18 protein-coding genes are annotated in these 21349 nt (G+C 51.4%); 15 read left to right on the top strand and 3 right to left on the bottom strand.

The genetic code is table 11. The annotated features are described in order from the left end of the window. Positions 1–3: 3 nt before the first annotated feature. The 11 genes from ACLJR2_RS14305 (at position 4) to ACLJR2_RS14255 (ending at position 12344) form a co-directional block, all read left to right on the top strand. Positions 4–861: an aldose-1-epimerase gene (locus tag ACLJR2_RS14305; RefSeq protein ID WP_024134189.1), complete on the top strand. Its 858-nt coding sequence runs from the start codon at positions 4–6 to the stop codon at positions 859–861. 43 nt (positions 862–904) lie between these two features. Next, a complete protein-coding gene (locus ACLJR2_RS14300) occupies positions 905–2941 on the top strand; it encodes an alpha-glucosidase (protein WP_001087017.1) in 2037 nt (678 codons plus the stop codon). A 45-nt stretch (positions 2942–2986) separates the two neighbouring features. Further along, positions 2987–4369, top strand: a complete 1383-nt coding sequence (locus ACLJR2_RS14295) for an MFS transporter (RefSeq protein ID WP_000084249.1) — start codon at positions 2987–2989, stop codon at positions 4367–4369. 45 nt (positions 4370–4414) lie between these two features. Continuing rightward, complete coding sequence (locus ACLJR2_RS14290) at positions 4415–5836, top strand: MFS transporter (RefSeq protein WP_000064888.1); 1422 nt, start codon at positions 4415–4417, stop codon at positions 5834–5836. A 67-nt stretch (positions 5837–5903) separates the two neighbouring features. Further along, positions 5904–6596: a porin OmpL gene (gene ompL / locus ACLJR2_RS14285; protein WP_000838827.1), complete on the top strand. Its 693-nt coding sequence runs from the start codon at positions 5904–5906 to the stop codon at positions 6594–6596. 156 nt (positions 6597–6752) lie between these two features. After that, positions 6753–7601, top strand: a complete 849-nt coding sequence (locus ACLJR2_RS14280) for an STM4015 family protein (protein WP_001042086.1) — start codon at positions 6753–6755, stop codon at positions 7599–7601. Between the two features lie 12 nt (positions 7602–7613). Further along, the gene (locus ACLJR2_RS14275) at positions 7614–8639 is read left to right on the top strand and encodes an STM4014 family protein (protein ID WP_015633192.1); all 1026 of its coding nucleotides are present in this window, start codon (positions 7614–7616) and stop codon (positions 8637–8639) included. Then, positions 8632–9507: an STM4013/SEN3800 family hydrolase gene (locus ACLJR2_RS14270; RefSeq protein WP_000282793.1), complete on the top strand. Its 876-nt coding sequence runs from the start codon at positions 8632–8634 to the stop codon at positions 9505–9507. The genes ACLJR2_RS14275 and ACLJR2_RS14270 overlap by 8 nt, the downstream gene beginning before the upstream one ends. Before the next feature lies 1 nt (position 9508). After that, positions 9509–10750 (top strand): STM4012 family radical SAM protein, encoded by a 1242-nt coding sequence (locus tag ACLJR2_RS14265; protein ID WP_001062059.1) that lies wholly within the window; start codon positions 9509–9511, stop codon positions 10748–10750. Next, a complete protein-coding gene (locus tag ACLJR2_RS14260; protein WP_001534602.1) occupies positions 10747–11625 on the top strand; it encodes an STM4011 family radical SAM protein in 879 nt (292 codons plus the stop codon). The genes ACLJR2_RS14265 and ACLJR2_RS14260 overlap by 4 nt, the downstream gene beginning before the upstream one ends. Further along, positions 11610–12344: a Cof-type HAD-IIB family hydrolase gene (locus ACLJR2_RS14255; protein WP_001270599.1), complete on the top strand. Its 735-nt coding sequence runs from the start codon at positions 11610–11612 to the stop codon at positions 12342–12344. The genes ACLJR2_RS14260 and ACLJR2_RS14255 overlap by 16 nt, the downstream gene beginning before the upstream one ends. 54 nt (positions 12345–12398) lie before the next feature. Here the strand turns inward: ACLJR2_RS14255 and typA are convergent, their stop codons facing one another. Next, positions 12399–14222 carry a ribosome-dependent GTPase TypA gene (typA, locus tag ACLJR2_RS14250; protein ID WP_000572060.1) on the bottom strand — a complete coding sequence of 608 codons (1824 nt, stop codon included), beginning with the start codon at positions 14220–14222 and terminating at the stop codon, positions 12399–12401. Positions 14223–14597: 375 nt separating this feature from the next. On the opposite strand from typA, the gene glnA reads away from it, so the two are divergent. The 4 genes from glnA to ACLJR2_RS14230 all read left to right on the top strand — a co-directional run bounded on the left by glnA (position 14598) and on the right by ACLJR2_RS14230 (position 18972). Next, positions 14598–16007, top strand: a complete 1410-nt coding sequence (glnA, locus tag ACLJR2_RS14245) for a glutamate--ammonia ligase (protein WP_001271699.1) — start codon at positions 14598–14600, stop codon at positions 16005–16007. Between the two features lie 274 nt (positions 16008–16281). Continuing rightward, positions 16282–17331 carry a nitrogen regulation protein NR(II) gene (gene glnL / locus ACLJR2_RS14240; RefSeq protein ID WP_000146194.1) on the top strand — a complete coding sequence of 350 codons (1050 nt, stop codon included), beginning with the start codon at positions 16282–16284 and terminating at the stop codon, positions 17329–17331. 8 nt (positions 17332–17339) lie between these two features. Further along, complete coding sequence (glnG, locus tag ACLJR2_RS14235; RefSeq protein ID WP_001188782.1) at positions 17340–18749, top strand: nitrogen regulation protein NR(I); 1410 nt, start codon at positions 17340–17342, stop codon at positions 18747–18749. A 112-nt stretch (positions 18750–18861) separates the two neighbouring features. Beyond that, complete coding sequence (locus ACLJR2_RS14230; RefSeq protein WP_001578131.1) at positions 18862–18972, top strand: YshB family small membrane protein; 111 nt, start codon at positions 18862–18864, stop codon at positions 18970–18972. Positions 18973–19061: 89 nt separating this feature from the next. On the opposite strand, the gene hemN is transcribed toward ACLJR2_RS14230, so the two are convergent. Further along, entirely contained in the window at positions 19062–20435 is a 1374-nt protein-coding gene (hemN, locus tag ACLJR2_RS14225; protein ID WP_000003516.1) for an oxygen-independent coproporphyrinogen III oxidase, read from the bottom strand. Between the two features lie 188 nt (positions 20436–20623). Next, complete coding sequence (gene yihI, locus ACLJR2_RS14220; RefSeq protein ID WP_000743292.1) at positions 20624–21139, bottom strand: Der GTPase-activating protein YihI; 516 nt, start codon at positions 21137–21139, stop codon at positions 20624–20626. Positions 21140–21349: the final 210 nt, after the last annotated feature.

Below are 21349 nucleotides of genomic sequence, written 5' to 3'. Positions count from 1 at the left end.
GTCATGAGGATGGCAGCCATGCACAGCGGTGGAAAAACTATTCAGCTTAATGCGGGCCATTACCAGGCGAAAATCGTCACGGTTGGCGCAGGTCTGGCGGAACTGATCCATCATGGACGCCATGTGGTCATCCCGCATAAACCGGAAGAAATACCCATGGCGCATCTGGGGAAAGTATTGATTCCCTGGCCCAATCGCGTGACAAATGGCTGCTACTCCTATAACGGCAAGGTTTTCCAGCTTGCCGTTAACGACCCGGTTTCGCAGACCGCCATTCACGGTCTGTTAGCCTGGCGAGACTGGCAGATTAATTATCTGTCGGCGGCGGAAGCGTCGCTAACGATTTTTCTGCCGCCCTCTTACGGCTATCCCTTTGCGTTGATATCGGAAGTGATTTATCGGTTAGATGCCGCCAGTGGGCTGCACGTATCGATTCGTACGCAAAACATTGGCGATGAATCAGCCCCTTATGGCGCTGGCGCGCATCCTTATTTGACTTGTAATCTGCAAAGCATCGATAGCTGTGTATTAACACTGCCTGCAAGCGAAGAGTTGCCCGCAGGCAGGGATTTTTCCGCATCATGCCTGCTCGGCGAAACGCGCCTTGATCATGCGGTTAAGACCGCGACTACCCCGGCTGAGTGGGAGGTCAGACTTACCAGCCCAACGCAGAACATGTCTACATTTTTACGCAGCACCCAGCCCTGGCTACAGATCTATACCGGCGAAAAACTCAGCCGAAAAGGTCTCGCGGTAGAGCCTATGAGCTGCCCGCCCGATGCATTTAATTCCGGGATCGCACTGATTCATCTTGCCCCAAAAGCGATCCATCAACTGCATTTTTCCATCGGCTGCGACTAGCCCAAATGGATTACCGAATTACCCTACATTCACGGAGATTACAATGAATTCTCTACCACAACGGTCAACCGATTTTGAACTGACAACATCACAGGATGGTTTTGCGCTTAACTGGCAGCAGCGCCTGATTTTACGCCACAGCGCCGAAAACCCCTGTCTGTGGATTGGCGCGGGCGTTGCCGACATTGATATGTTCCGCGGCAACTTTAGTATCAAAGACAAACTTAACGAGAAGATTGCATTAACAGAGGCCACGGTCAGCGAGCTACCCGACGGCTGGCTGGTACAATTCAGCCGTGGCGCAACAATTAGCGCCACCCTTCGCATCTCCGCCGATGAGGCGGGACGCCTGAAGCTGGATCTGCAAAACGACGACCTGCACCATAACCGTATCTGGTTACGCCTCGCGGCTAATCCAGACGACCATATCTACGGCTGCGGCGAACAGTTCTCTTATTTCGATTTGCGCGGCAAGCCGTTCCCGCTGTGGACCAGCGAACAGGGCGTTGGCCGTAATAAAACCAGCTATGTCACCTGGCAGGCAGACTGTAAAGAGAACGCCGGCGGCGACTATTACTGGACCTTCTTCCCCCAGCCAACCTTTGTCAGCACGCAGAAGTATTACTGCCACGTCGATAATAGCTGCTATATGAATTTCGACTTCAGCGCGCCGGAGTATCACGAACTGGCGCTGTGGGAAGATAAAACTACGCTGCGTTTTGAGTGTGCCGACACCTACATCGCCCTGCTGGAAAAACTGACTGCGCTGTTAGGCCGCCAGCCGGAGCTGCCGGACTGGGTTTATGACGGCGTCACGCTAGGCATTCAGGGCGGTACGGAAGTTTGTCAGCAAAAACTGGATACCATGCGCAACGCAGGCGTAAAAGTGAACGGTATTTGGGCGCAGGACTGGTCCGGTATCCGCATGACCTCCTTTGGCAAACGCGTGATGTGGAACTGGAAGTGGAATAGCGACAACTATCCACAGCTGGATAGCCGGATCAAACAGTGGAAAGAAGAAGGCGTCCAGTTCCTCTCTTATATCAACCCATACGTCGCCAGTGATAAAGACCTCTGCGCTGAGGCGGCGAAACACGGCTATCTGGCGAAAGACGCCACGGGCGGCGACTATCTGGTCGAGTTTGGCGAATTCTATGGCGGCGTGGTCGATCTGACCAATCCTGAAGCTTACGACTGGTTCAAAGACGTCATCAAAAAGAACATGATCGCGCTCGGCTGCAGCGGCTGGATGGCGGATTTCGGCGAATATCTGCCGACCGACACGTATCTGCACAACGGCGTCAGCGCCGAGATCATGCATAACGCCTGGCCTGCGCTGTGGGCGAAATGTAACTACGAAGCGCTACAGGAGACCGGCAAACTCGGCGAGATCCTGTTCTTTATGCGTGCGGGTTACACCGGCAGTCAGAAATATTCCACCATGATGTGGGCAGGCGACCAGAACGTTGACTGGAGCCTTGATGATGGTCTGGCCTCTGTAGTGCCTGCGGCATTGTCGCTGGCGATGACCGGCCATGGTCTGCATCACAGCGATATCGGCGGCTACACCACCCTGTTTGACATGAAACGCAGCAAAGAGTTGCTGCTGCGCTGGTGCGATTTCAGCGCCTTTACGCCGATGATGCGCACCCATGAAGGCAACCGCCCCGGCGATAACTGGCAGTTCGACGGCGACGCGGAAACTATTGCCCACTTTGCCCGCATGACCACCGTCTTTACCACGCTGAAACCGTATCTCAAGCAGGCGGTGGCGCAAAACGCGGCTACCGGTCTGCCGGTCATGCGTCCGCTATTCCTGCACTACGAGAACGATGCCGCAACCTACACCCTGAAATATCAATATCTGCTCGGTCAGGATCTGCTGGTCGCGCCGGTTCACGAGCAGGGGCGTTGCGACTGGACGCTGTACCTGCCGGAAGATCACTGGGTGAATATCTGGACCGGCGAAGCTCACCACGGCGGTGACATTACCGTGGATGCGCCCATTGGCAAACCGCCGGTCTTCTATCGCGCGAAGAGCGAGTGGGCTTCACTTTTTGCTTCTTTACGGAATATCTAATACGGCTCGCCCGCAGGGAAACCTGCGGGCAAATGGAGAAGAATAATGAGTCAAACATCATCGAATCCGGCAACCCTACGCTTGCCGTTTAAAGAAAAACTTGCCTATGGACTGGGGGATTTAGGTTCCAATATCCTGTTAGATATCGGGACCCTCTATTTACTCAAATTTTATACCGATGTGCTGGGTTTACCAGGGACTTACGGCGGGATCATTTTCCTGATCGCCAAATTTTTTACCGCATTTACCGATATGGGTACCGGCATTATGCTCGACTCGCGGCGTAAAATTGGTCCGAAGGGCAAATTCCGCCCGTTCGTGCTTTACGCGGCATTTCCGGTAACGCTACTGGCGATTGCTAACTTTGTCGGCACACCGTTTGAGGTGACGGGAAAAACCGTCGTCGCAACGATGCTGTTTATGCTGTACGGGCTGGTTTTCAGCATGATGAACTGCTCGTATGGCGCGATGGTGCCCGCGATTACCAAGAACCCGGATGAACGCGCCTCGCTTGCCGCCTGGCGTCAGGGCGGCGCCACTCTCGGCCTGCTGCTGTGTACCGTTGGCTTTGTGCCGGTCATGAACCTGATCGAAGGCAATGCCCAGCTCAGCTATATTTTCGCCGCCACGCTATTTTCATTGTTTGGCCTGCTATTTATGTGGCTGTGCTACGCCGGCGTTAAAGAGCGCTACGTCGAAGTGAAACTTGTCGATAACGCGCAAAAGCCCGGATTATTGCAGTCGTTCCGTGCCATCGCCGGTAACCGTCCGCTGTTTATTCTGTGTATCGCCAACCTTTGTACTCTCGGCGCCTTCAACGTCAAACTGGCGATTCAGGTTTATTACACCCAGTACGTTCTTAACGACCCGATCCTCCTCTCCTGGATGGGCTTCTTTAGCATGGGCTGTATTTTTATCGGCGTCTTTTTGATGCCCGGCGCAGTAAGGCGTTTTGGCAAGAAGAAAGTCTATATCGGCGGGCTGTTAATATGGGTGGCGGGCGATCTGCTCAACTACTTCTTTGGCGGCGGCTCGGTCAGTTTTGTCGCCTTCTCCTGCCTGGCGTTCTTCGGTTCCGCCTTCGTCAACAGCCTGAACTGGGCGCTGGTTTCCGACACGGTGGAGTACGGTGAATGGCGCACCGGCGTCCGCTCGGAAGGGACGGTTTACACCGGCTTCACGTTCTTCCGTAAGGTCTCCCAGGCGCTGGCAGGGTTCTTCCCCGGCTGGATGCTGACGCAAATCGGTTATATCCCGAATGTGGTGCAATCGGCAGGCACCGTCGAAGGCCTACGCCAGTTGATCTTTATTTATCCTTGCGTGCTGGCGGTCATCACCATTATTGCGATGGGCTGTTTCTACAACCTCAACGAGAAGATGTACGTGCGAATTGTGGAAGAGATTGAGGCCCGGAAACATACGGTTTAACAACAATAAAATATAACGCCCTGCGGGGCGTTTTGAGAGGCGATTATGTCTAATCATGATCCGCTAACGCTAAAGTTGAGCCTGCGGGAAAAATGCGCCTATGGCGTGGGCGATTTCGGCTCAAATCTGATGCTGTGTATCGGTACGCTGTATCTACTGAAGTTTTATACCGATGAACTCGGGATGCCTGCATATTACGGTGGAATTATCTTTCTGGTGGCGAAATTCTTCACCGCTTTTACCGATATGCTCACCGGCGTATTGCTGGACTCACGCCGTAATATTGGCGCAAAAGGAAAGTTTCGGCCTTTTATTCTGTATGCGTCATTTCCGGTAGCTCTGGTTGCTACTGCGCAATTCTTTGCCACTCACTTTACTTTACCCGTTAAAACAGCCTTCGCGACGGTGCTGTTTATGTTGTTCGGTCTGTTCTACAGCCTGATGAACTGCTCATACGGCGCGATGGTACCCGCTATTACCAAAAATCCGCATGAGCGCGCCCAGCTCGCCGCATGGCGACAAGGCGGCGCTACCATTGGCCTTCTTCTTTGTACTGTAGGTTTTATGCCCATTCAGGCGCTGTTTACCCGTTCCCCTTCGCTGGGTTATCTGATTGCAGCAGTCATTTTTTCGGTCTGCGGGCTGTTCAGCATGTGGTGGTGCTTTAGCGGGGTGAAAGAACGGTATATCGAAACCGTACCTGACACGCATAAACCCAGCATATTGAAGTCCTTCTGCGCGATTTTTCGTAATCCGCCGCTGCTGGTGCTCTGCGTTGCCAATTTGTGCACGCTGGCTGCCTTTAATATTAAGCTAGCCATTCAGGTTTATTACACTCAGTACGTGCTGAACGATATTCATTTGTTGTCATGGATGGGTTTTTTCAGCATGGGCTGTATCCTGATTGGGGTTTTATTAGTACCTGCTGCGGTAAAACGCTTCGGGAAAAAACAGGTTTATCTTGGTGGTCTGATATTGTGGGCTGTTGGCGATATTCTGAATTTTATCTGGGGTGGAACGTCATTCCTGTTTGTTATTTTCTCTTGTATCGCCTTCTTCGGTACCGCTTTCGTCAACAGCCTGAACTGGGCGCTGGTTCCGGATACGGTTGACTACGGTGAATGGAAAACGGGTATTCGTGCTGAAGGCTCGGTGTATACGGGTTATACCTTTTCCCGCAAAATTTCCGCTGCGCTTGCTGGCTTTTTGCCAGGTATTATGCTGACGCAAATCGGTTATATCCCCAACATAGCTCAAAGTGACACCACGTTGCTTGGTTTGCGTCAGCTCATTTTTTTATGGCCTTGCGGTCTTGCCATTATCGCAGCACTAACGATGGGCTTTTTTTATAAGCTCAATGAACAACGTTTCGCTTTTATTATCGAGGAAATTGCCCAACGAAAGAAAACAGGTAATCAAATTGTCGCGACTAATAATAAACAAAGTATTTCTACTGTAAATAATTAAACGACGCTTGCCGCTTTATCCATCCCGATGGGTGGCGGCTTCCCTATATTTGAAAAATGGATTTATTATGAAATCTCTGAATACTCTAGTGATATTAACTTCAGTAATATCCACCTCTGTTTTTGCTGGCGCTTATGTAGAAAACCGTGAGGCCTATAACCTGGCGTCTGACCAAATGGAGTTTATGCTGCGCGTCGGCTATAACTCCGATATGGGGGCCGGAATTATGTTGACCAATACCTATACGCTACAGCGTGATGATGAATTAAAGCACGGTTATAATGAGATTGAGGGTTGGTATCCGTTATTTAAACCTACAGATAAATTAACCATCCAGCCTGGCGGGTTAATAAACGACAAAAGCATTGGTTCCGGCGGCGCCGTCTATCTGGATGTTAACTATAAATTTACCCCGTGGTTTAATCTTACGGTACGTAACCGATATAATCACAATAATTATAGTTCAACCGATTTGAATGGCGAACTGGATAATAATGACAGCTATGAAATCGGTAACTATTGGAATTTCATCATTACCGATAAATTTTCTTATACCTTTGAACCACACTATTTTTATAATATTAATGATTTTAATAGTAGTAATGGTACGAAGCATCATTGGGAAATCACCAATACCTTCCGTTATCGTATCAATGAACACTGGTTGCCCTATTTTGAATTACGCTGGTTAGATCGTAACGTGGGCCCCTACCATAGAGAGCAAAACCAGATTCGTATCGGGGCGAAGTATTTCTTCTGATATTATCGCCTCTATTTTCCGAATCTGCATCACAGCGGGTAGTTGTTCTGCCCGCTCATTCATCCTGAATCAGACTCCCGATATCCCTCCTCTAAGCGCCATGATAATATTCGCAAAGCGTTTTACCATATTCATGCTTATAGAGAAGGGAAACAAATGAATAAGCGATTTAATATTGATTGGGACAATGAATTAACCCAGGAACAGCTCATTAATTTGATTTTAACCGATGAAGATCTGCCAAAGCTTCGCTCACTGACCATTGGTAACTGGGGTGATTGTTGGGAAGACGAAACCTGCCAGCCTATTATTGATATGATTGTGGAGAACGCCCCCCGCTTTACTCACCTGGAATCACTGTTTATCGGTGATATGGAGAGCGAAGACTGCGAGATCTCCTGGATTAAACAAGGTGACTATTCCAGGCTCTATGCGGCGTTACCCAATCTGAAAGAACTGATTATTAAAGGCGCGTCGGATCTGCGACTGGGCGCTATACATCATGAGAAACTGGAGCACCTGGAAATCATTTCCGGCGGCATCCCTTCTAACGTACTTGCCGAACTACAAAATGCGCAGCTCCCTGCATTAAAAACGCTGAAGCTCTTCCTGGGCGTAGAGGGATACGGTTTTGACGGTTCGCTGGATGACGTGATGGCGCTGGCATCGAAAGATCTTTTCCCTCAGCTCACCCATCTGGGGTTGATGAACAGCGAAGAGCAAGATGATATCGCCCGCCGGGTGCTGGAAAGTAATATCCTGCCGCAGCTTAACGTGCTGGAACTCTCATGCGGTACCTTAACGGACAACGGCGCAGAGGCGCTGCTGGAGCATAAAGACCGAATTGCGCATCTGGAAACACTCGATCTCCACCACCACTATTTGACGCCGGAGATGCAGGAAAAGCTAAAAGCCACACTGCCGATAAACCTGAATCTTTCAGAAGCTCTGGAGCCTGATGATTACGATGGCGATATTTATATGAATGCGATGTACACCGAGTGATTGAGTAGGGGAATGTGCACATTCCCCTACTCAACGATAAAGGGATTTATTGTGATTACGCTCATTGGCCCCCGTCAGAGCAAGCGCACGCATTATTTTATGCAGGCTGCCGCCGTACTTGGGGAACCCGTCACGGCGCTGACTCATCCGCAAGCGCTGGACGCTTCGCTGACCTCTGGCATCGTTAAAATCGACCCGCCAGTACACAGTGAAACAGACATCCGCAAAATAAACGCGATCGGTCTGGACTATATCCATTTTTTGCAGAACATGGCGGCGCGTCCTGGCGTCACCTGGCTTAACCATCCGGCGGGCCTCATTCACCTGTTGGATAAAAAACGCTGCAAGCGGCGCTTACTGGAACACGGCATCCCCACGCCGCCGTTGGTAGCGGAAGACGTAAAAAGTTTTGCACAGCTCACCGCCATCATGGAGGAAAAAAGGATCGCCAGCGTGTTCATTAAGCCCTCGCTGGGTTCTGGCGCGGCGGGCGTTATCGCTTTGCGCCGCCACCCCGATGGCATAAAGCAGGTGCTTTACAGCGCGATTGCCATATCAGGGCAACAGCTATTTAACAGCAAAAAAATCCAACAGTATCGTCAGAAAGAAGATATCCAGCTCATTATTGATGGCGTTCTTCAGCAGGAAAACCTCGTCGAACAGTGGCTGCCCAAAGCCAGCGTAAAGCATAAAACCTATGATTTACGCATCGTCTGCCTGGATGGCGAAATTATCTGGCGAGTGGTCAGAACCTCCTCGCAGCCCATTACTAACTTACATCTGCAAAACCAGGCTTACTGCTTCGAAAGTCTGGAGTTATCTGCCGCAAAAGTGACTGAGATCGATACGCTCTGTCAAAATGCCATGCGACTTTTCCCTGGCATTCGCTTAGCGGGTATTGATGTTTTACTTACCACCAGCCTGACGCCGTATATTATTGAAATTAATGGCCAGGGTGATTTGATTTATCAGGATGCGCAGCAGAATAATCTAATTTATCAGGCGCAAATCCGGGCCATGAGGAAGCAAAATGTATAATTCAATGGATGAAGTCCCCGTCTCGCTGCACGCGTCGATTGACACAGGCGATGGCGAATTCGATATGAATGCGCTAATTAGTAATAACGCTCATATTCTTTTTATTGTGCTGGACTCGTTACGCTACGACATTGCGCTTCAGGAACAAACCGCCGGAAATACGCCCAACCTTAATCATTATGGACAATGGACGAAATGCGAAGCGGCCGGTAATTTTACCTGGCCTTCGCATCACGCCATGTTTTCAGGTTTTATGCCAAAACCTATTGATGATACCGTTAATCAGACCATGCTGTTTTTCCCAAAAGATATCGGACTTGGTCGTAAAGGGCCGAAAAATGCATTTGCCTTTGATGACGCAACATGGATAAAAAGTCTGGAAAATAAAGGCTACCAGACCATCTGTATTGGCGGCGTCTCTTTCTTTAATAACCGCTCCGGCATGGGAAAAGTGTTCCCGTCGATGTTTAAAGAGAGTTACTGGCATCCACGCTTTGCCTGTACGGTTAAAGAAAGTATGGATAACCAGATCCATTATATCCAGAAAATCATGGCCGAGCGTGCTGGCAGCCAACCGGTCATGATGTATATCAATATCGACACGATTCATTACCCTAACCATTTTTACGTTGAGGGCGCGGCCCCTGGCGATACCGTTGAGACCCATGCCGCCGCGCTACGCTATATCGACGCCCGCATCGACGGATTACTGAACATTTTCCGCCAAACCGGCGGCGAAACGTTCGTTATTATCTGTTCCGATCACGGTACCTGCTATGGCGAAGACGGGAAATATTTCCATAGTTTTAATCATCCGATCGTTAATACCGTTCCCTATATGCATTTCTTGCTGAGCTGTAATCATTAATATGAATAACAATGATATTTATCGTCAGTATATGTACAGTTATCCGCATAAGACGGCTTATCGGGAGCTGGAGAACGTCAGCTTTAGCGAAGTAAAACCGCGGATTTACGAGCACGACACACATCTGTATGTTCATATGCCGTTTTGTCAAAGTCGCTGCGGGTTCTGTAATTTATTTACCTGCACTGGCGCAGAGAATACGTTCATTGATAGCTATATCGACGCGATTATTACCCAGGGCCAACAAATGGCGCTGGCGCCCGTCCACTGGGCAAGCTTTACCGTAGGCGGCGGCACACCTCTGCTATTAAACATTGCGCAATTAGAGAAGTTATTTTTTTCCGTCTTTGATGTGCTCAATGTTGACTGGAATATTTATAAAACAATTGAAACTTCCCCTACGGATACCACGGCAGAAAAAGTAGCGCTATTAAACGCCTTTTCCGTTAATCGCGTCAGTATTGGCGTACAAAGTTTTCATGATAGCGAGTTACATACGCTGCATCGCCGCCACAATGCCGCCAGCGCGCACCAGGCGCTGGAATGGCTAAAGGCGGGTCATTTTCCATCACTCAATATTGATATTATTTACGGCATTCCCGGCCAGACTCACGCAAGCCTGACGGAATCGTTACATCAGGCGCTCGTTTATCAACCGGAAGAGCTGTTCCTTTATCCGCTTTATAATATGCCTCGCCAGGAAAATATGCATAGCTACTACGTTTTAGCCCGCGATCTTTTACGCAACGCGGGCTACACCCAAACGTCCATGCGCCGTTTCGTCCTTAATCCAGCGCCATCCGCCGCGGCGGAAAGCTGCGGATTTGAAAACTCACTGGCGCTCGGCGCGGGCGGCAGAAGTTATCTTGGCAATCTGCATTACTGTTCGCCGTGGTCGTCGAACCTGCAAACATCACGAAAAATCATTCAGGCGTTTATCGACAGCCCGGATAAAACCGTCATTCATCACGGTTATCTGCTCCCCCCTGATGAAATGAAACGCCGCTTTATCATTAAAAATCTATTTTTCTGGCAGGGACTTTCTCTTAGCGATTATCAGCAATATTTTGCCAGCGATGCGCTAAGGGATTTCCCCGACCTGGAACGCTTTATACAGCAAGGTTACTGTTATCAGAATGGCAGTCGCCTCCGGCTAACGGAGACCGGTATGGCATTATCCGATTGCCTTGCTCCTGTGTTCGTTTCGCCTGAGGTGATGCTACGGGAGAATCGGCAGAGATGAGCGCCCCCGCCCTGCGCGATATTCACACGCTGTTTTATCGCGGCTATCTTAAATCGTGTAATTATCATTGCGGCTATTGCCCGTTCCATAAACACGCCCGTAACGATAAAAAACGGGACGAAGCCGCGCTATGGCGCATGGTTGACCATTTGCCTCTTTTAGGTACGCCGTTGAATGTGATGATTACGCCTTATGGCGAGGCGCTACGCTTGCGTTATTACATGGCGGCGCTGGCAGAAATTAGCCGCTATCCTCATGTTCAGGCGGTCGGCATACAAACTAACGCCTCTTTTTCGTTAATGTCATTGCTGGAGTCATTTCGTGCCGGCAGCGGAGATATCTCAAAGCTTCGGTTATGGTGTTCTTTTCATCCCTCACAAATTACCGCTGAGCGCTTTCTCCAGCAGTGTTTAGCGCTCTCTGCCGCCGGAATAACCTGGTGCGCGGGGGCTGTCGCCAGTATGAAAGATATCGACCAGTTTCGTTGGCTACGCCAGCGGTTGCCTGACCAGAATTATTTTTGGTTTAACGCCAACGAGTGTGCCAATACCCGGCATACCGTTGAGGAAACCATCGCCTTCAGCGAACTCGATCCGCTGTATGTGGTTGAAACGCAGCAGTGGCCAGCGCAGCTGGATATCTGTACCGCAGGAAGAAAAAGTATTTTTATGAATGCAGAAGGCGATCTTTTTGCTTGTCATATCAGCAAAATTAAAATGGGTAATTTATATCAGCAACGGCTTAATTCTCCCGCCTGCCAGGCAAAACAATGCCACTGTTTTCTCGCTTATCAGCACCGTCTCGATATTCCATTGCTGAATCACCTGGATACCTCACGCTGTTTTAGGATCGGGCGCTCATGCGATATCGTTTAATCGCTTTTGATCTTGATGGAACGCTGCTAAACCGTAATAAACAAATTCTGCCAGAGTCGCTAACCGCCATCCGTCAGATGCAGGACATGGGCTGCCGAATAATGCTTGTCACCGGCCGCTCTCATCGTGAAGCCTATGCGTATTATCAAACGCTGGCGCTCACCGAACCGATGATCTGTTGTAACGGAAGTTATATTTATCAACCGGCTCAACAGCAGGTCCTTCATCCGCTGCCGCTGACGCACTTACAAACGGAAAAAATACTGGCGCGGGTATATCCGCTTAAACCGACAATTCGTGCTGATGATAAAATAATCTTTCAGGCTGATGAGCTAAGCAGTAGGGAGAATATTTGGCAAATCAGCATCGTTCATCGGCACATAAAACAACTACAAAATATTGCTGAGTTTATACAGCATGAATTACAGCTAAGCTGTACCTGGTCCTGGCATCATCAACTGGATATTCTCCAGAAGGGGTGTAGCAAAGGGCAAAGCCTCGCCAGATATGCACAGCAACAGCATATCGCAATGCGCGAAGTGATGGCGTTTGGCGATAATGATAACGATGCGGAAATGCTACGTTTAGCCGGATTGGGCGTCGCGATGGGGAATGCCTGCGCTCGGGCAAAGATGTATGCGGATAGCGTCATTGGTCGGCATAATACGCCAGCGATTGCTGATTTTTTGACAACCTTATCCCTTTATCAATGTGAATAAAAAAACCCCGCCGAGCTTTCATTTCGGCAGGGTTTTTATCCGTAAGAACGTTAATTACTCTTCTTTCTGACCACGGTTCGCACGGCGGCGATCGTTTTCCGTCAGGTGACGTTTACGGATACGGATAGAGGTTGGGGTGACTTCTACCAGTTCGTCGTCATCAATGAACTCCAGCGCTTGCTCAAGGCTCATTTTAATTGGCGGAACCAGAATCACCGCTTCATCCGTACCAGACGCACGCATGTTGGTCAGTTTCTTACCGGTCAGGCAGTTTACCGTCAGGTCGTTGGAGCGACTGTGAATACCAATAATCTGGCCTTCGTAAACTTCCGCGCCGTGACCCAGGAACAGCTTACCGCGATCCTGCAAACCGAACAGCGCAAACGCCACCGCTTTACCCTGACCGTTGGAGATCAGTACGCCGTTCTGACGCTGGCCCACTTCACCCGGACGAATATCGTCGTAATGGCTGAAGGTGGAGTACAGCAGACCCGTACCGGAAGTCATGGTCATGAATTCTGAACGGAAACCAATCAGCCCACGGCTTGGGATCACGTAGTCGAGACGTACGCGGCCTTTACCGTCCGGATTCATGTTTTTCAGGTCGCCTTTACGCTCGCCCAGCGCCTGCATGACAGACCCCTGGTGCTGCTCTTCGACGTCCAGCGTCACGTTTTCGTACGGCTCTTGTTTACGACCGTCGATTTCACGGAAGATAACTTTCGGACGGGAAACCGCCAGTTCGAAACCTTCACGACGCATATTTTCAATCAGCACGGACAGGTGCAGTTCGCCACGACCGGATACACGGAACGCATCCGCATCTTCGGTTTCTTCAACGCGCAGCGCCACGTTATGCACCAGCTCTTTGTTCAGACGGTCAAGAATCTGACGAGAAGTCACAAACTTACCTTCTTTACCGCAGAACGGCGAGGTGTTAACGCAGAAGAACATAGACACGGTCGGCTCATCAACGGACAGCGCCGGCAGCGCTTCAACGTTCTGCGGGTCGCAGATGGTGTCGGAGATGTTCAACTCGCCCAGACCGGTGATCGCAATGATATCGCCCGCTTCGGCGATATCGCTGTCGATACGCTCCAGACCCAGATGCGTCAGCACTTTACCTACTTTCGCGTTACGGGTTTTCCCTTCACTATCGATGATAGTGACCTGCTGGTTCGGCTTCACTTTGCCGCGTTTGATACGGCCGATGCCGATAACGCCAACGTAGTTGTTGTAGTCCAGCTGGGAGATCTGCATCTGCAACGGACCATCGAGGTCAACGTCCGGCGCCGGAACATGATCAATGATCGCCTGATACAGCGGGGTCATGTCTTCCGCCATATCTTCGTGGTCCAGACCCGCGATACCGTTCAGCGCCGAAGCGTAGATGATCGGGAAGTCCAGCTGTTCGTCGGTCGCGTCGAGGTTAACAAACAGGTCGAATACCTGGTCAACAACCCAGTCAGGGCGCGCGCCAGGACGGTCAACTTTGTTGATAACCACAATAGGTTTCAGGCCATGAGCAAAGGCTTTTTTGGTCACGAAGCGCGTTTGCGGCATCGGGCCGTCAAATGCGTCAACCACCAGCAGCACAGAGTCAACCATGGACATGACGCGCTCTACTTCACCACCGAAGTCAGCGTGCCCGGGAGTATCAACGATGTTGATACGGTAATCATTCCATTTAATAGCGGTGTTTTTAGCGAGGATAGTAATACCACGCTCTTTCTCCAAATCGTTGGAGTCCATCACTCGCTCTTGAGTTTCGGCACGCGCGTCGAACGTACCGGATTGCTGGAGCAGCTTATCAACCAGGGTAGTTTTACCATGGTCAACGTGCGCGATGATGGCGATGTTACGCAAATTTTCGATCACAACTTTGCCTCAGGCATTAGAAATAGCGCGTTATTGTACACGGATTAATCGCACTACAAAACAGGATCACAAACATCCTCCGCAAACAAGTATTGCAGAGTCTCTTTGTGATCGCTTTCACGGAGCGTTAAAAGGGTGGCTTGCGTTCTATTGCACCAATGTGGTGCTCAATGTTCACATTAAAGCACTATTTTGGTGCAACATAGTCACCGTGGTGCAGCCCTTTTGCACGATGGTACGCATGATAACGCCTTTTGGGGGCAATGTGAAAGTTGGCACAGATTTCGCTTTATATTTTTACGGCGACACGGCCAGCAGAATTGAAGATCTCGTTACCACGACGACCGACCATGACCAATCCGGGAGAGTACAAGTATGTCCGCTGAACACGTTTTGACGATGCTGAACGAGCACGAAGTGAAGTTTGTCGATCTGCGCTTCACCGATACCAAAGGCAAAGAACAGCACGTCACGATTCCTGCTCATCAGGTAAATGCCGAATTCTTTGAAGAAGGCAAAATGTTTGACGGCTCCTCTATCGGCGGCTGGAAAGGCATTAACGAATCCGACATGGTGCTGATGCCAGACGCATCCACCGCAGTGATTGACCCGTTCTTCGCGGACTCTACCCTGATTATCCGTTGCGACATCCTGGAGCCTGGCACTCTGCAAGGTTATGACCGTGACCCACGTTCCATCGCAAAACGTGCGGAAGACTACCTGCGCGCGACCGGTATCGCCGATACCGTCCTGTTTGGGCCGGAACCTGAGTTCTTCCTGTTCGACGACATCCGCTTCGGCGCATCTATCTCCGGCTCACATGTGGCGATTGACGATATTGAAGGCGCCTGGAACTCCTCTACCAAGTACGAAGGCGGCAACAAAGGCCATCGTCCGGGCGTGAAAGGCGGTTATTTCCCGGTTCCGCCAGTTGACTCCGCGCAGGATATCCGTTCTGAAATGTGTCTGGTCATGGAGCAGATGGGCCTGGTCGTTGAAGCGCACCACCACGAAGTAGCGACCGCAGGTCAGAACGAAGTGGCGACCCGCTTTAACACCATGACCAAAAAAGCCGACGAAATTCAGATTTACAAATATGTCGTGCATAACGTGGCTCACCGCTTCGGTAAGACCGCGACCTTTATGCCAAAACCGATGTTCGGCGATAACGGTTCCGGTATGCACTGCCACATGTCTCTGGCGAAGAACGGCACCAACCTGTTCTCTGGCGACAAATATGCCGGCCTGTCTGAACAAGCGCTGTACTACATCGGCGGCGTCATCAAACACGCCAAAGCCATCAACGCCCTGGCGAACCCGACCACCAACTCCTACAAGCGTCTGGTCCCGGGTTACGAAGCGCCGGTGATGCTGGCCTACTCCGCCCGTAACCGTTCCGCCTCCATCCGTATTCCGGTGGTGGCGTCTCCGAAAGCGCGCCGTATCGAAGTTCGCTTCCCGGACCCGGCGGCTAACCCGTATCTGTGCTTTGCCGCCCTGCTGATGGCCGGTCTGGACGGGATTAAGAATAAGATTCACCCGGGCGAAGCCATGGACAAAAACCTGTATGACCTGCCGCCGGAAGAAGCGAAAGAGATCCCACAGGTAGCGGGTTCTCTGGAAGAAGCGCTGAACGCGCTGGACCTGGACCGCGAGTTCCTGAAAGCAGGCGGCGTGTTCACGGATGAAGCGATCGATGCGTATATTGCGCTGCGTCGCGAAGAAGATGACCGCGTGCGTATGACCCCGCACCCGGTAGAGTTTGAGCTGTACTACAGCGTTTAATCGTATATTAAAAATCCGACGAATTTCGCGTTGCTGCAAGGCGGCAACTGAGCACATGCCCAGGAGCATAGATAGCGATGTGACTGGGGTAAGCGAAAGCAGCCAACACAACAGCAGCGTGAAAGGCGTCAGGAGTTTTTGAGTTGCCGTGGAAACTTTCAGCCCATCCCTGGATGGGCTTTTTTCTCCACCAACAATCTGATCTCACGCGCTTTTTAGTGGTAAAAAGCTATAATGCACTAAAATGGTGCAACCTTTTCCAGGAGACTGCTGAATGGCAAGCGGCATACAGCCCGATGCTGGGCAGATCCTCAATTCGTTAATCAACAGCGTGCTAGTGGTCGACGACGCGCTGGCAATCCATTACGCCAATCCTGCCGCGCAGCAGTTGCTCGCGCAAAGCTCACGCAAACTGTTCGGGACGCCGTTACCTGAACTGTTGAGCTATTTTTCGTTAAACATTGACCTGATGCGCGAAAGTTTAGCGGCAGGACAAGGCTTTACCGATAACGAAGTGACGCTGGTGATTGATAGTCGCTCGCATATTCTCTCTTTGACCGCCCAACGTCTGCCCGACGATTTTATACTGCTCGAAATGGCGCCGATGGATAACCAGCGTCGTCTGAGTCAGGAGCAGTTGCAGCACGCGCAGCAAATCGCCGCCCGCGATCTGGTGCGCGGTCTGGCGCACGAAATCAAAAATCCGCTCGGCGGCCTGCGCGGCGCGGCGCAGCTACTCAGCAAGGCGCTGCCCGACCCAGCGCTAACGGAATATACCAAAGTCATCATTGAACAGGCCGACAGGCTACGCAACCTTGTCGATCGTTTGCTGGGGCCGCAGCACCCGGGAATGCACATTACCGAGAGCATACATAAAGTCGCGGAGCGCGTGGTGGCGCTGGTATCGATGGAACTGCCGGATAATGTCCGGCTTATCCGCGATTATGACCCCAGTCTGCCAGAACTGCCGCACGACCCGGAACAAATTGAGCAAGTACTGCTGAATATTGTCCGCAATGCCTTGCAGGCGCTGGGGCCGGAAGGCGGCGAAATTACGCTGCGTACGCGTACCGCCTTCCAGTTAACGCTGCATGGCGAACGCTATCGCCTGGCGGCGCGTATAGACGTTGAAGACAATGGGCCGGGCATTCCTCCCCATTTACAGGATACGCTGTTCTACCCGATGGTCAGCGGTCGCGAAGGCGGCACCGGGCTTGGGTTATCTATCGCCCGCAATCTTATCGATCAACACGCCGGCAAAATTGAATTTACCAGTTGGCCGGGGCATACCGAGTTTTCGGTTTACCTGCCGATTCGGAAATAGAGGTGTTTATGCAACGAGGAATAGTCTGGGTCGTCGATGATGATAGTTCCATCCGTTGGGTGCTTGAGCGTGCTCTCGCCGGGGCAGGGTTGACCTGTACCACCTTTGAGAATGGTAATGAAGTACTGGCTGCGCTGGCCAGTAAAACGCCGGACGTCTTGCTGTCGGATATCCGAATGCCGGGAATGGACGGGCTGGCGCTATTAAAGCAGATTAAACAGCGTCACCCGATGCTTCCGGTCATCATTATGACCGCGCATTCCGATTTAGATGCCGCCGTGAGCGCCTATCAGCAGGGGGCGTTTGATTATCTGCCTAAACCGTTTGATATTGATGAAGCCGTCGCTCTGGTCGAGCGCGCGATTAGCCACTATCAGGAGCAGCAGCAGCCGCGTAATATCGAGGTTAACGGCCCGACAACAGACATGATAGGCGAAGCGCCCGCCATGCAGGATGTGTTTCGCATTATTGGTCGGCTGTCGCGTTCTTCGATTAGCGTGCTGATTAACGGCGAATCAGGAACCGGTAAAGAACTGGTCGCCCATGCGCTACATCGCCATAGCCCACGCGCCAAAGCGCCGTTTATCGCGCTCAATATGGCGGCCATCCCGAAAGATTTGATTGAATCCGAACTGTTTGGCCATGAGAAAGGCGCTTTTACCGGGGCGAATACCATCCGGCAGGGCCGTTTCGAGCAGGCTGACGGCGGCACGCTGTTTCTGGACGAAATTGGCGATATGCCGCTGGATGTCCAGACTCGTCTGTTACGCGTGCTGGCTGACGGACAGTTCTACCGTGTGGGCGGGTACGCGCCGGTAAAAGTGGATGTGCGCATTATCGCCGCCACCCACCAGAACCTCGAACGACGCGTTCAGGAAGGGAAATTCCGCGAAGACCTGTTCCACCGCCTGAACGTGATTCGTATCCATCTTCCGCCGTTGCGTGAACGCCGTGAGGATATTCCGCGCCTGGCGCGCCATTTTTTGCAGGTCGCCGCCCGTGAATTAGGCGTGGAAGCCAAATTATTACATCCAGAAACCGAAACGGCGTTAACACGCCTGGCATGGCCTGGTAACGTGCGTCAGTTAGAAAATACCTGCCGCTGGCTCACCGTCATGGCCGCCGGACAGGAGGTATTGATCCAGGATTTACCAGGCGAACTGTTTGAAGCCTCGGCGCCGGATAGCCCGTCTCACCTGCCGCCGGATAGCTGGGCTACATTACTGGCGCAATGGGCGGACCGCGCCTTGCGATCCGGTCATCAAAACCTGCTTTCTGAAGCGCAGCCAGAACTGGAAAGAACGCTACTGACCACGGCGTTACGCCATACGCAGGGTCATAAACAGGAAGCCGCCAGGCTGCTCGGTTGGGGGCGAAACACCCTAACGCGGAAGTTGAAAGAGCTGGGAATGGAGTAAACATTACCCGCGAGTGTAAAGATTAATAATTGAGCGCAAAACGCTGCTATTTTGCGCTTTACTGTTCCGATGAGTTCAGTATGATCATGCCCGGCAAACGGGGGGATTCATTATGTTAGAATCTATTATTAATCTGGTATCGAGTGGAGCGGTCGACAGCCACACGCCACAAACTGCGCTAGCCGCCGTGTTGTGTGCCGCGCTGGTGGGACTGTTCAGCTGACAATGTGCCGGATGGCGCTAATGCTTATCCGGCCTACAGGTTGTCGCAACGTGTAGGCCCGGTAAGCGCAGCGCCACCGGGCAACCCGGCTAAATGACGCGCGAGAACTGCTGCATCCGCGCTTTCTGGCGCAGATACGCGTCAAAGCACATGCAGATATTGCGGATCAGCAAACGACCTTTCGCCGTCACCTGAATTCCCTTCTCGCTAATATCCACCAGCCCATCTTTCGCCAGCGGCGACAGTAACTGCAAATCTTCGGCAAAATACTCAGCGAAATGCAAACCCCACTGCTGTTCGACAGCGTTAAAATCCAGGCGGAAGTTACAAATCAGCGCCTTGATAACATCGCGACGAATGCAATCATCACGGGTCAGCGTAATACCACGCCATAGCGCATTGCCCCGCTCATCCACTTGCTGGTAATAACGCTTCAGCTCTTTCTGGTTCTGCATGTAGCCATCGCCAATCATGCTGATAGCAGAAACCCCCATCCCCAGCAGATCGGTATCGCCCTGGGTCGTATAGCCCTGAAAATTACGGTGCAGCACGCCTTCGCGCTGCGCGACGGCCAGTTCGTCGTCCGGACGGGCAAAATGGTCCATCCCGATAAACTGATAACCAGCCTGAGTAAGCGATACGATCGTCTCCTGCAAAATATCCAGTTTCTGCTGCGCGCTGGGTAAATCGGCATCTTTAATTTTACGCTGGGCGGCAAAAAGCGTTGGCAGATGCGCATAGTTAAAGACGCTCAAACGATCGGGGTTCAGTTCCGTCACACGCTTCAGCGTGAAAGCGAAGCTTTCCGGCGTCTGTTTCGGTAGACCGTAGATCAAATCGATATTGGTCGAGGTAAAGCCGATATCGCGGGCGTGATTAAGCAGCGCAAAGATGAATTCTGCATCCTGCTCGCGGTTAACCAGGCGCTGCACCTCTTTATTAAAGTCCTGCACGCCCATACTCAGGCGGTTAAAACCTTCCGCACGTAAATGATCGAGCACATCCAGCTCAATTTCACGGGGATCGACTTCGATCGAGATTTCCGCGTCGGTATTAAAGTGGAAATTTTCACGCAACAGCGTCATTAAGCGGCTGATTTGCGCTTTATTCAGGTAAGTAGGCGTACCGCCGCCCCAGTGAAGCTGGCTGACATGACGGTCTGCAAACAGCGGCGCGCGATGGCGAATTTCCTGCTCAAGCGCGTCAAGATACTGGTCAGCTTTATGCTGTTGGCGGGTGACAATCTTGTTGCAGCCGCAGAAATAACACAACTTGTGACAAAACGGGATATGCACATACAGCGAGAGCGGACGTTCAGGATAACGCGCCACAGCCTGCAAGAATGCGGCGTCCTCGAAGTCTTCAGAAAACTCCAGCGCGGTTGGGTACGAGGTATATCGTGGCCCGGAATAGTTATATTTCTGGATCAGGGCCAGATCCCAGTCTATTTGCTGTTCAGACATGCTCACTCCTTCCGATGGCGTCTCTGGCGGGTACGGCGTACCGGCTTCACGCCATGACGGGCGGCAAGCCGGCTGCGCAGCCATTTCTGTCGCCGCGACAATCGCTGTAGTTTAACGAATAACCACACCAGATAACATATAACCGGAAGGGTTATAAGCAGGACGGGCAAGCCCACGGTGTAAACCCGTTAGTTGCCGCCTCTTAGCAGGCGCATCATATCTTCCTGCTTCTCGTCCTCTTCGTCGTCTTCTTCGTCGTCATCGTAAGACAGACCAAGCTTCTGCATCAGTTCATCAATACGATCCAGTTTGGCATCTACCCAGGCTTGATCTTCCGCACTCAGGGTTTCGCCCGCTTCCAGACGTTCTAACAGCGCATCCAGGCGCTCATCCGTTTCCAGTAAATCCAACTCCGCCTGCGGTGAAAGCATAGGTTTCTCACTTTTCGGTTTATGCTGTTGGGTCACTTTTTCAGTCACGCCCAATGGAACAGGTGTTTTACTGCCAATACGTGGATCTTTTTGTTGATTCTGATTGCCGCCGCCCGAAGCGGAATTGCCGCCCGCCGCGCGACTTCCCGGCGCATGACCGCGATGTTTTTTCAGGCGTTTACGGTCGCGCGCCTCCTGGTTTAACTCTTCACGCGTTTTACGACGCTGTTTGCCAAAGGCTTTACTGCGCGGTGCAGAGGTTGGTTTTTTCATGATGTCAGATCTTTAAGCCGTTTTATTCAGTATAGAATTGAGGCGGAATCTAGCAGAAAGCAAGCAAAGAAAAAAGGCGACAGAGTAATCTGCCGCCTTTTTTCTTGACTCTGACCCGTCCTGAATAGCGTTGACACGTTCCAGACTTAAATCCGGAGAACGTGATGATGACTGAGTTCAAACGCACCCAACGCGATTATCCTCTATCCT

The sequence above is a fragment of the Salmonella sp. SAL03688 genome, assembly GCF_046551895.1.
Classification (GTDB): Bacteria; Pseudomonadota; Gammaproteobacteria; order Enterobacterales; family Enterobacteriaceae; genus Salmonella; species Salmonella enterica.
This window is presented reverse-complemented; position numbering and strand designations above follow the sequence as displayed.

Bases quoted from the DNA above. Each gene is read 5' to 3' on its own strand.
- ACLJR2_RS14305 (WP_024134189.1), top strand. From the start codon at position 4: ATGAGGATGGCAGCCATGCACAGCGGTGGAAAAACTATTCAGCTTAAT.
- ACLJR2_RS14300 (WP_001087017.1), top strand. From the start codon at position 905: ATGAATTCTCTACCACAACGGTCAACCGATTTTGAACTGACAACATCA.
- ACLJR2_RS14295 (WP_000084249.1), top strand. From the start codon at position 2,987: ATGAGTCAAACATCATCGAATCCGGCAACCCTACGCTTGCCGTTTAAA.
- ACLJR2_RS14290 (WP_000064888.1), top strand. From the start codon at position 4,415: ATGTCTAATCATGATCCGCTAACGCTAAAGTTGAGCCTGCGGGAAAAA.
- ompL (WP_000838827.1), top strand. From the start codon at position 5,904: ATGAAATCTCTGAATACTCTAGTGATATTAACTTCAGTAATATCCACC.
- ACLJR2_RS14280 (WP_001042086.1), top strand. From the start codon at position 6,753: ATGAATAAGCGATTTAATATTGATTGGGACAATGAATTAACCCAGGAA.
- ACLJR2_RS14275 (WP_015633192.1), top strand. From the start codon at position 7,614: ATGTGCACATTCCCCTACTCAACGATAAAGGGATTTATTGTGATTACG.
- ACLJR2_RS14270 (WP_000282793.1), top strand. From the start codon at position 8,632: ATGTATAATTCAATGGATGAAGTCCCCGTCTCGCTGCACGCGTCGATT.
- ACLJR2_RS14265 (WP_001062059.1), top strand. From the start codon at position 9,509: ATGAATAACAATGATATTTATCGTCAGTATATGTACAGTTATCCGCAT.
- ACLJR2_RS14260 (WP_001534602.1), top strand. From the start codon at position 10,747: ATGAGCGCCCCCGCCCTGCGCGATATTCACACGCTGTTTTATCGCGGC.
- ACLJR2_RS14255 (WP_001270599.1), top strand. From the start codon at position 11,610: ATGCGATATCGTTTAATCGCTTTTGATCTTGATGGAACGCTGCTAAAC.
- glnA (WP_001271699.1), top strand. From the start codon at position 14,598: ATGTCCGCTGAACACGTTTTGACGATGCTGAACGAGCACGAAGTGAAG.
- glnL (WP_000146194.1), top strand. From the start codon at position 16,282: ATGGCAAGCGGCATACAGCCCGATGCTGGGCAGATCCTCAATTCGTTA.
- glnG (WP_001188782.1), top strand. From the start codon at position 17,340: ATGCAACGAGGAATAGTCTGGGTCGTCGATGATGATAGTTCCATCCGT.
- ACLJR2_RS14230 (WP_001578131.1), top strand. From the start codon at position 18,862: ATGTTAGAATCTATTATTAATCTGGTATCGAGTGGAGCGGTCGACAGC.
- hemN (WP_000003516.1), bottom strand. From the start codon at position 20,435: ATGTCTGAACAGCAAATAGACTGGGATCTGGCCCTGATCCAGAAATAT.
- yihI (WP_000743292.1), bottom strand. From the start codon at position 21,139: ATGAAAAAACCAACCTCTGCACCGCGCAGTAAAGCCTTTGGCAAACAG.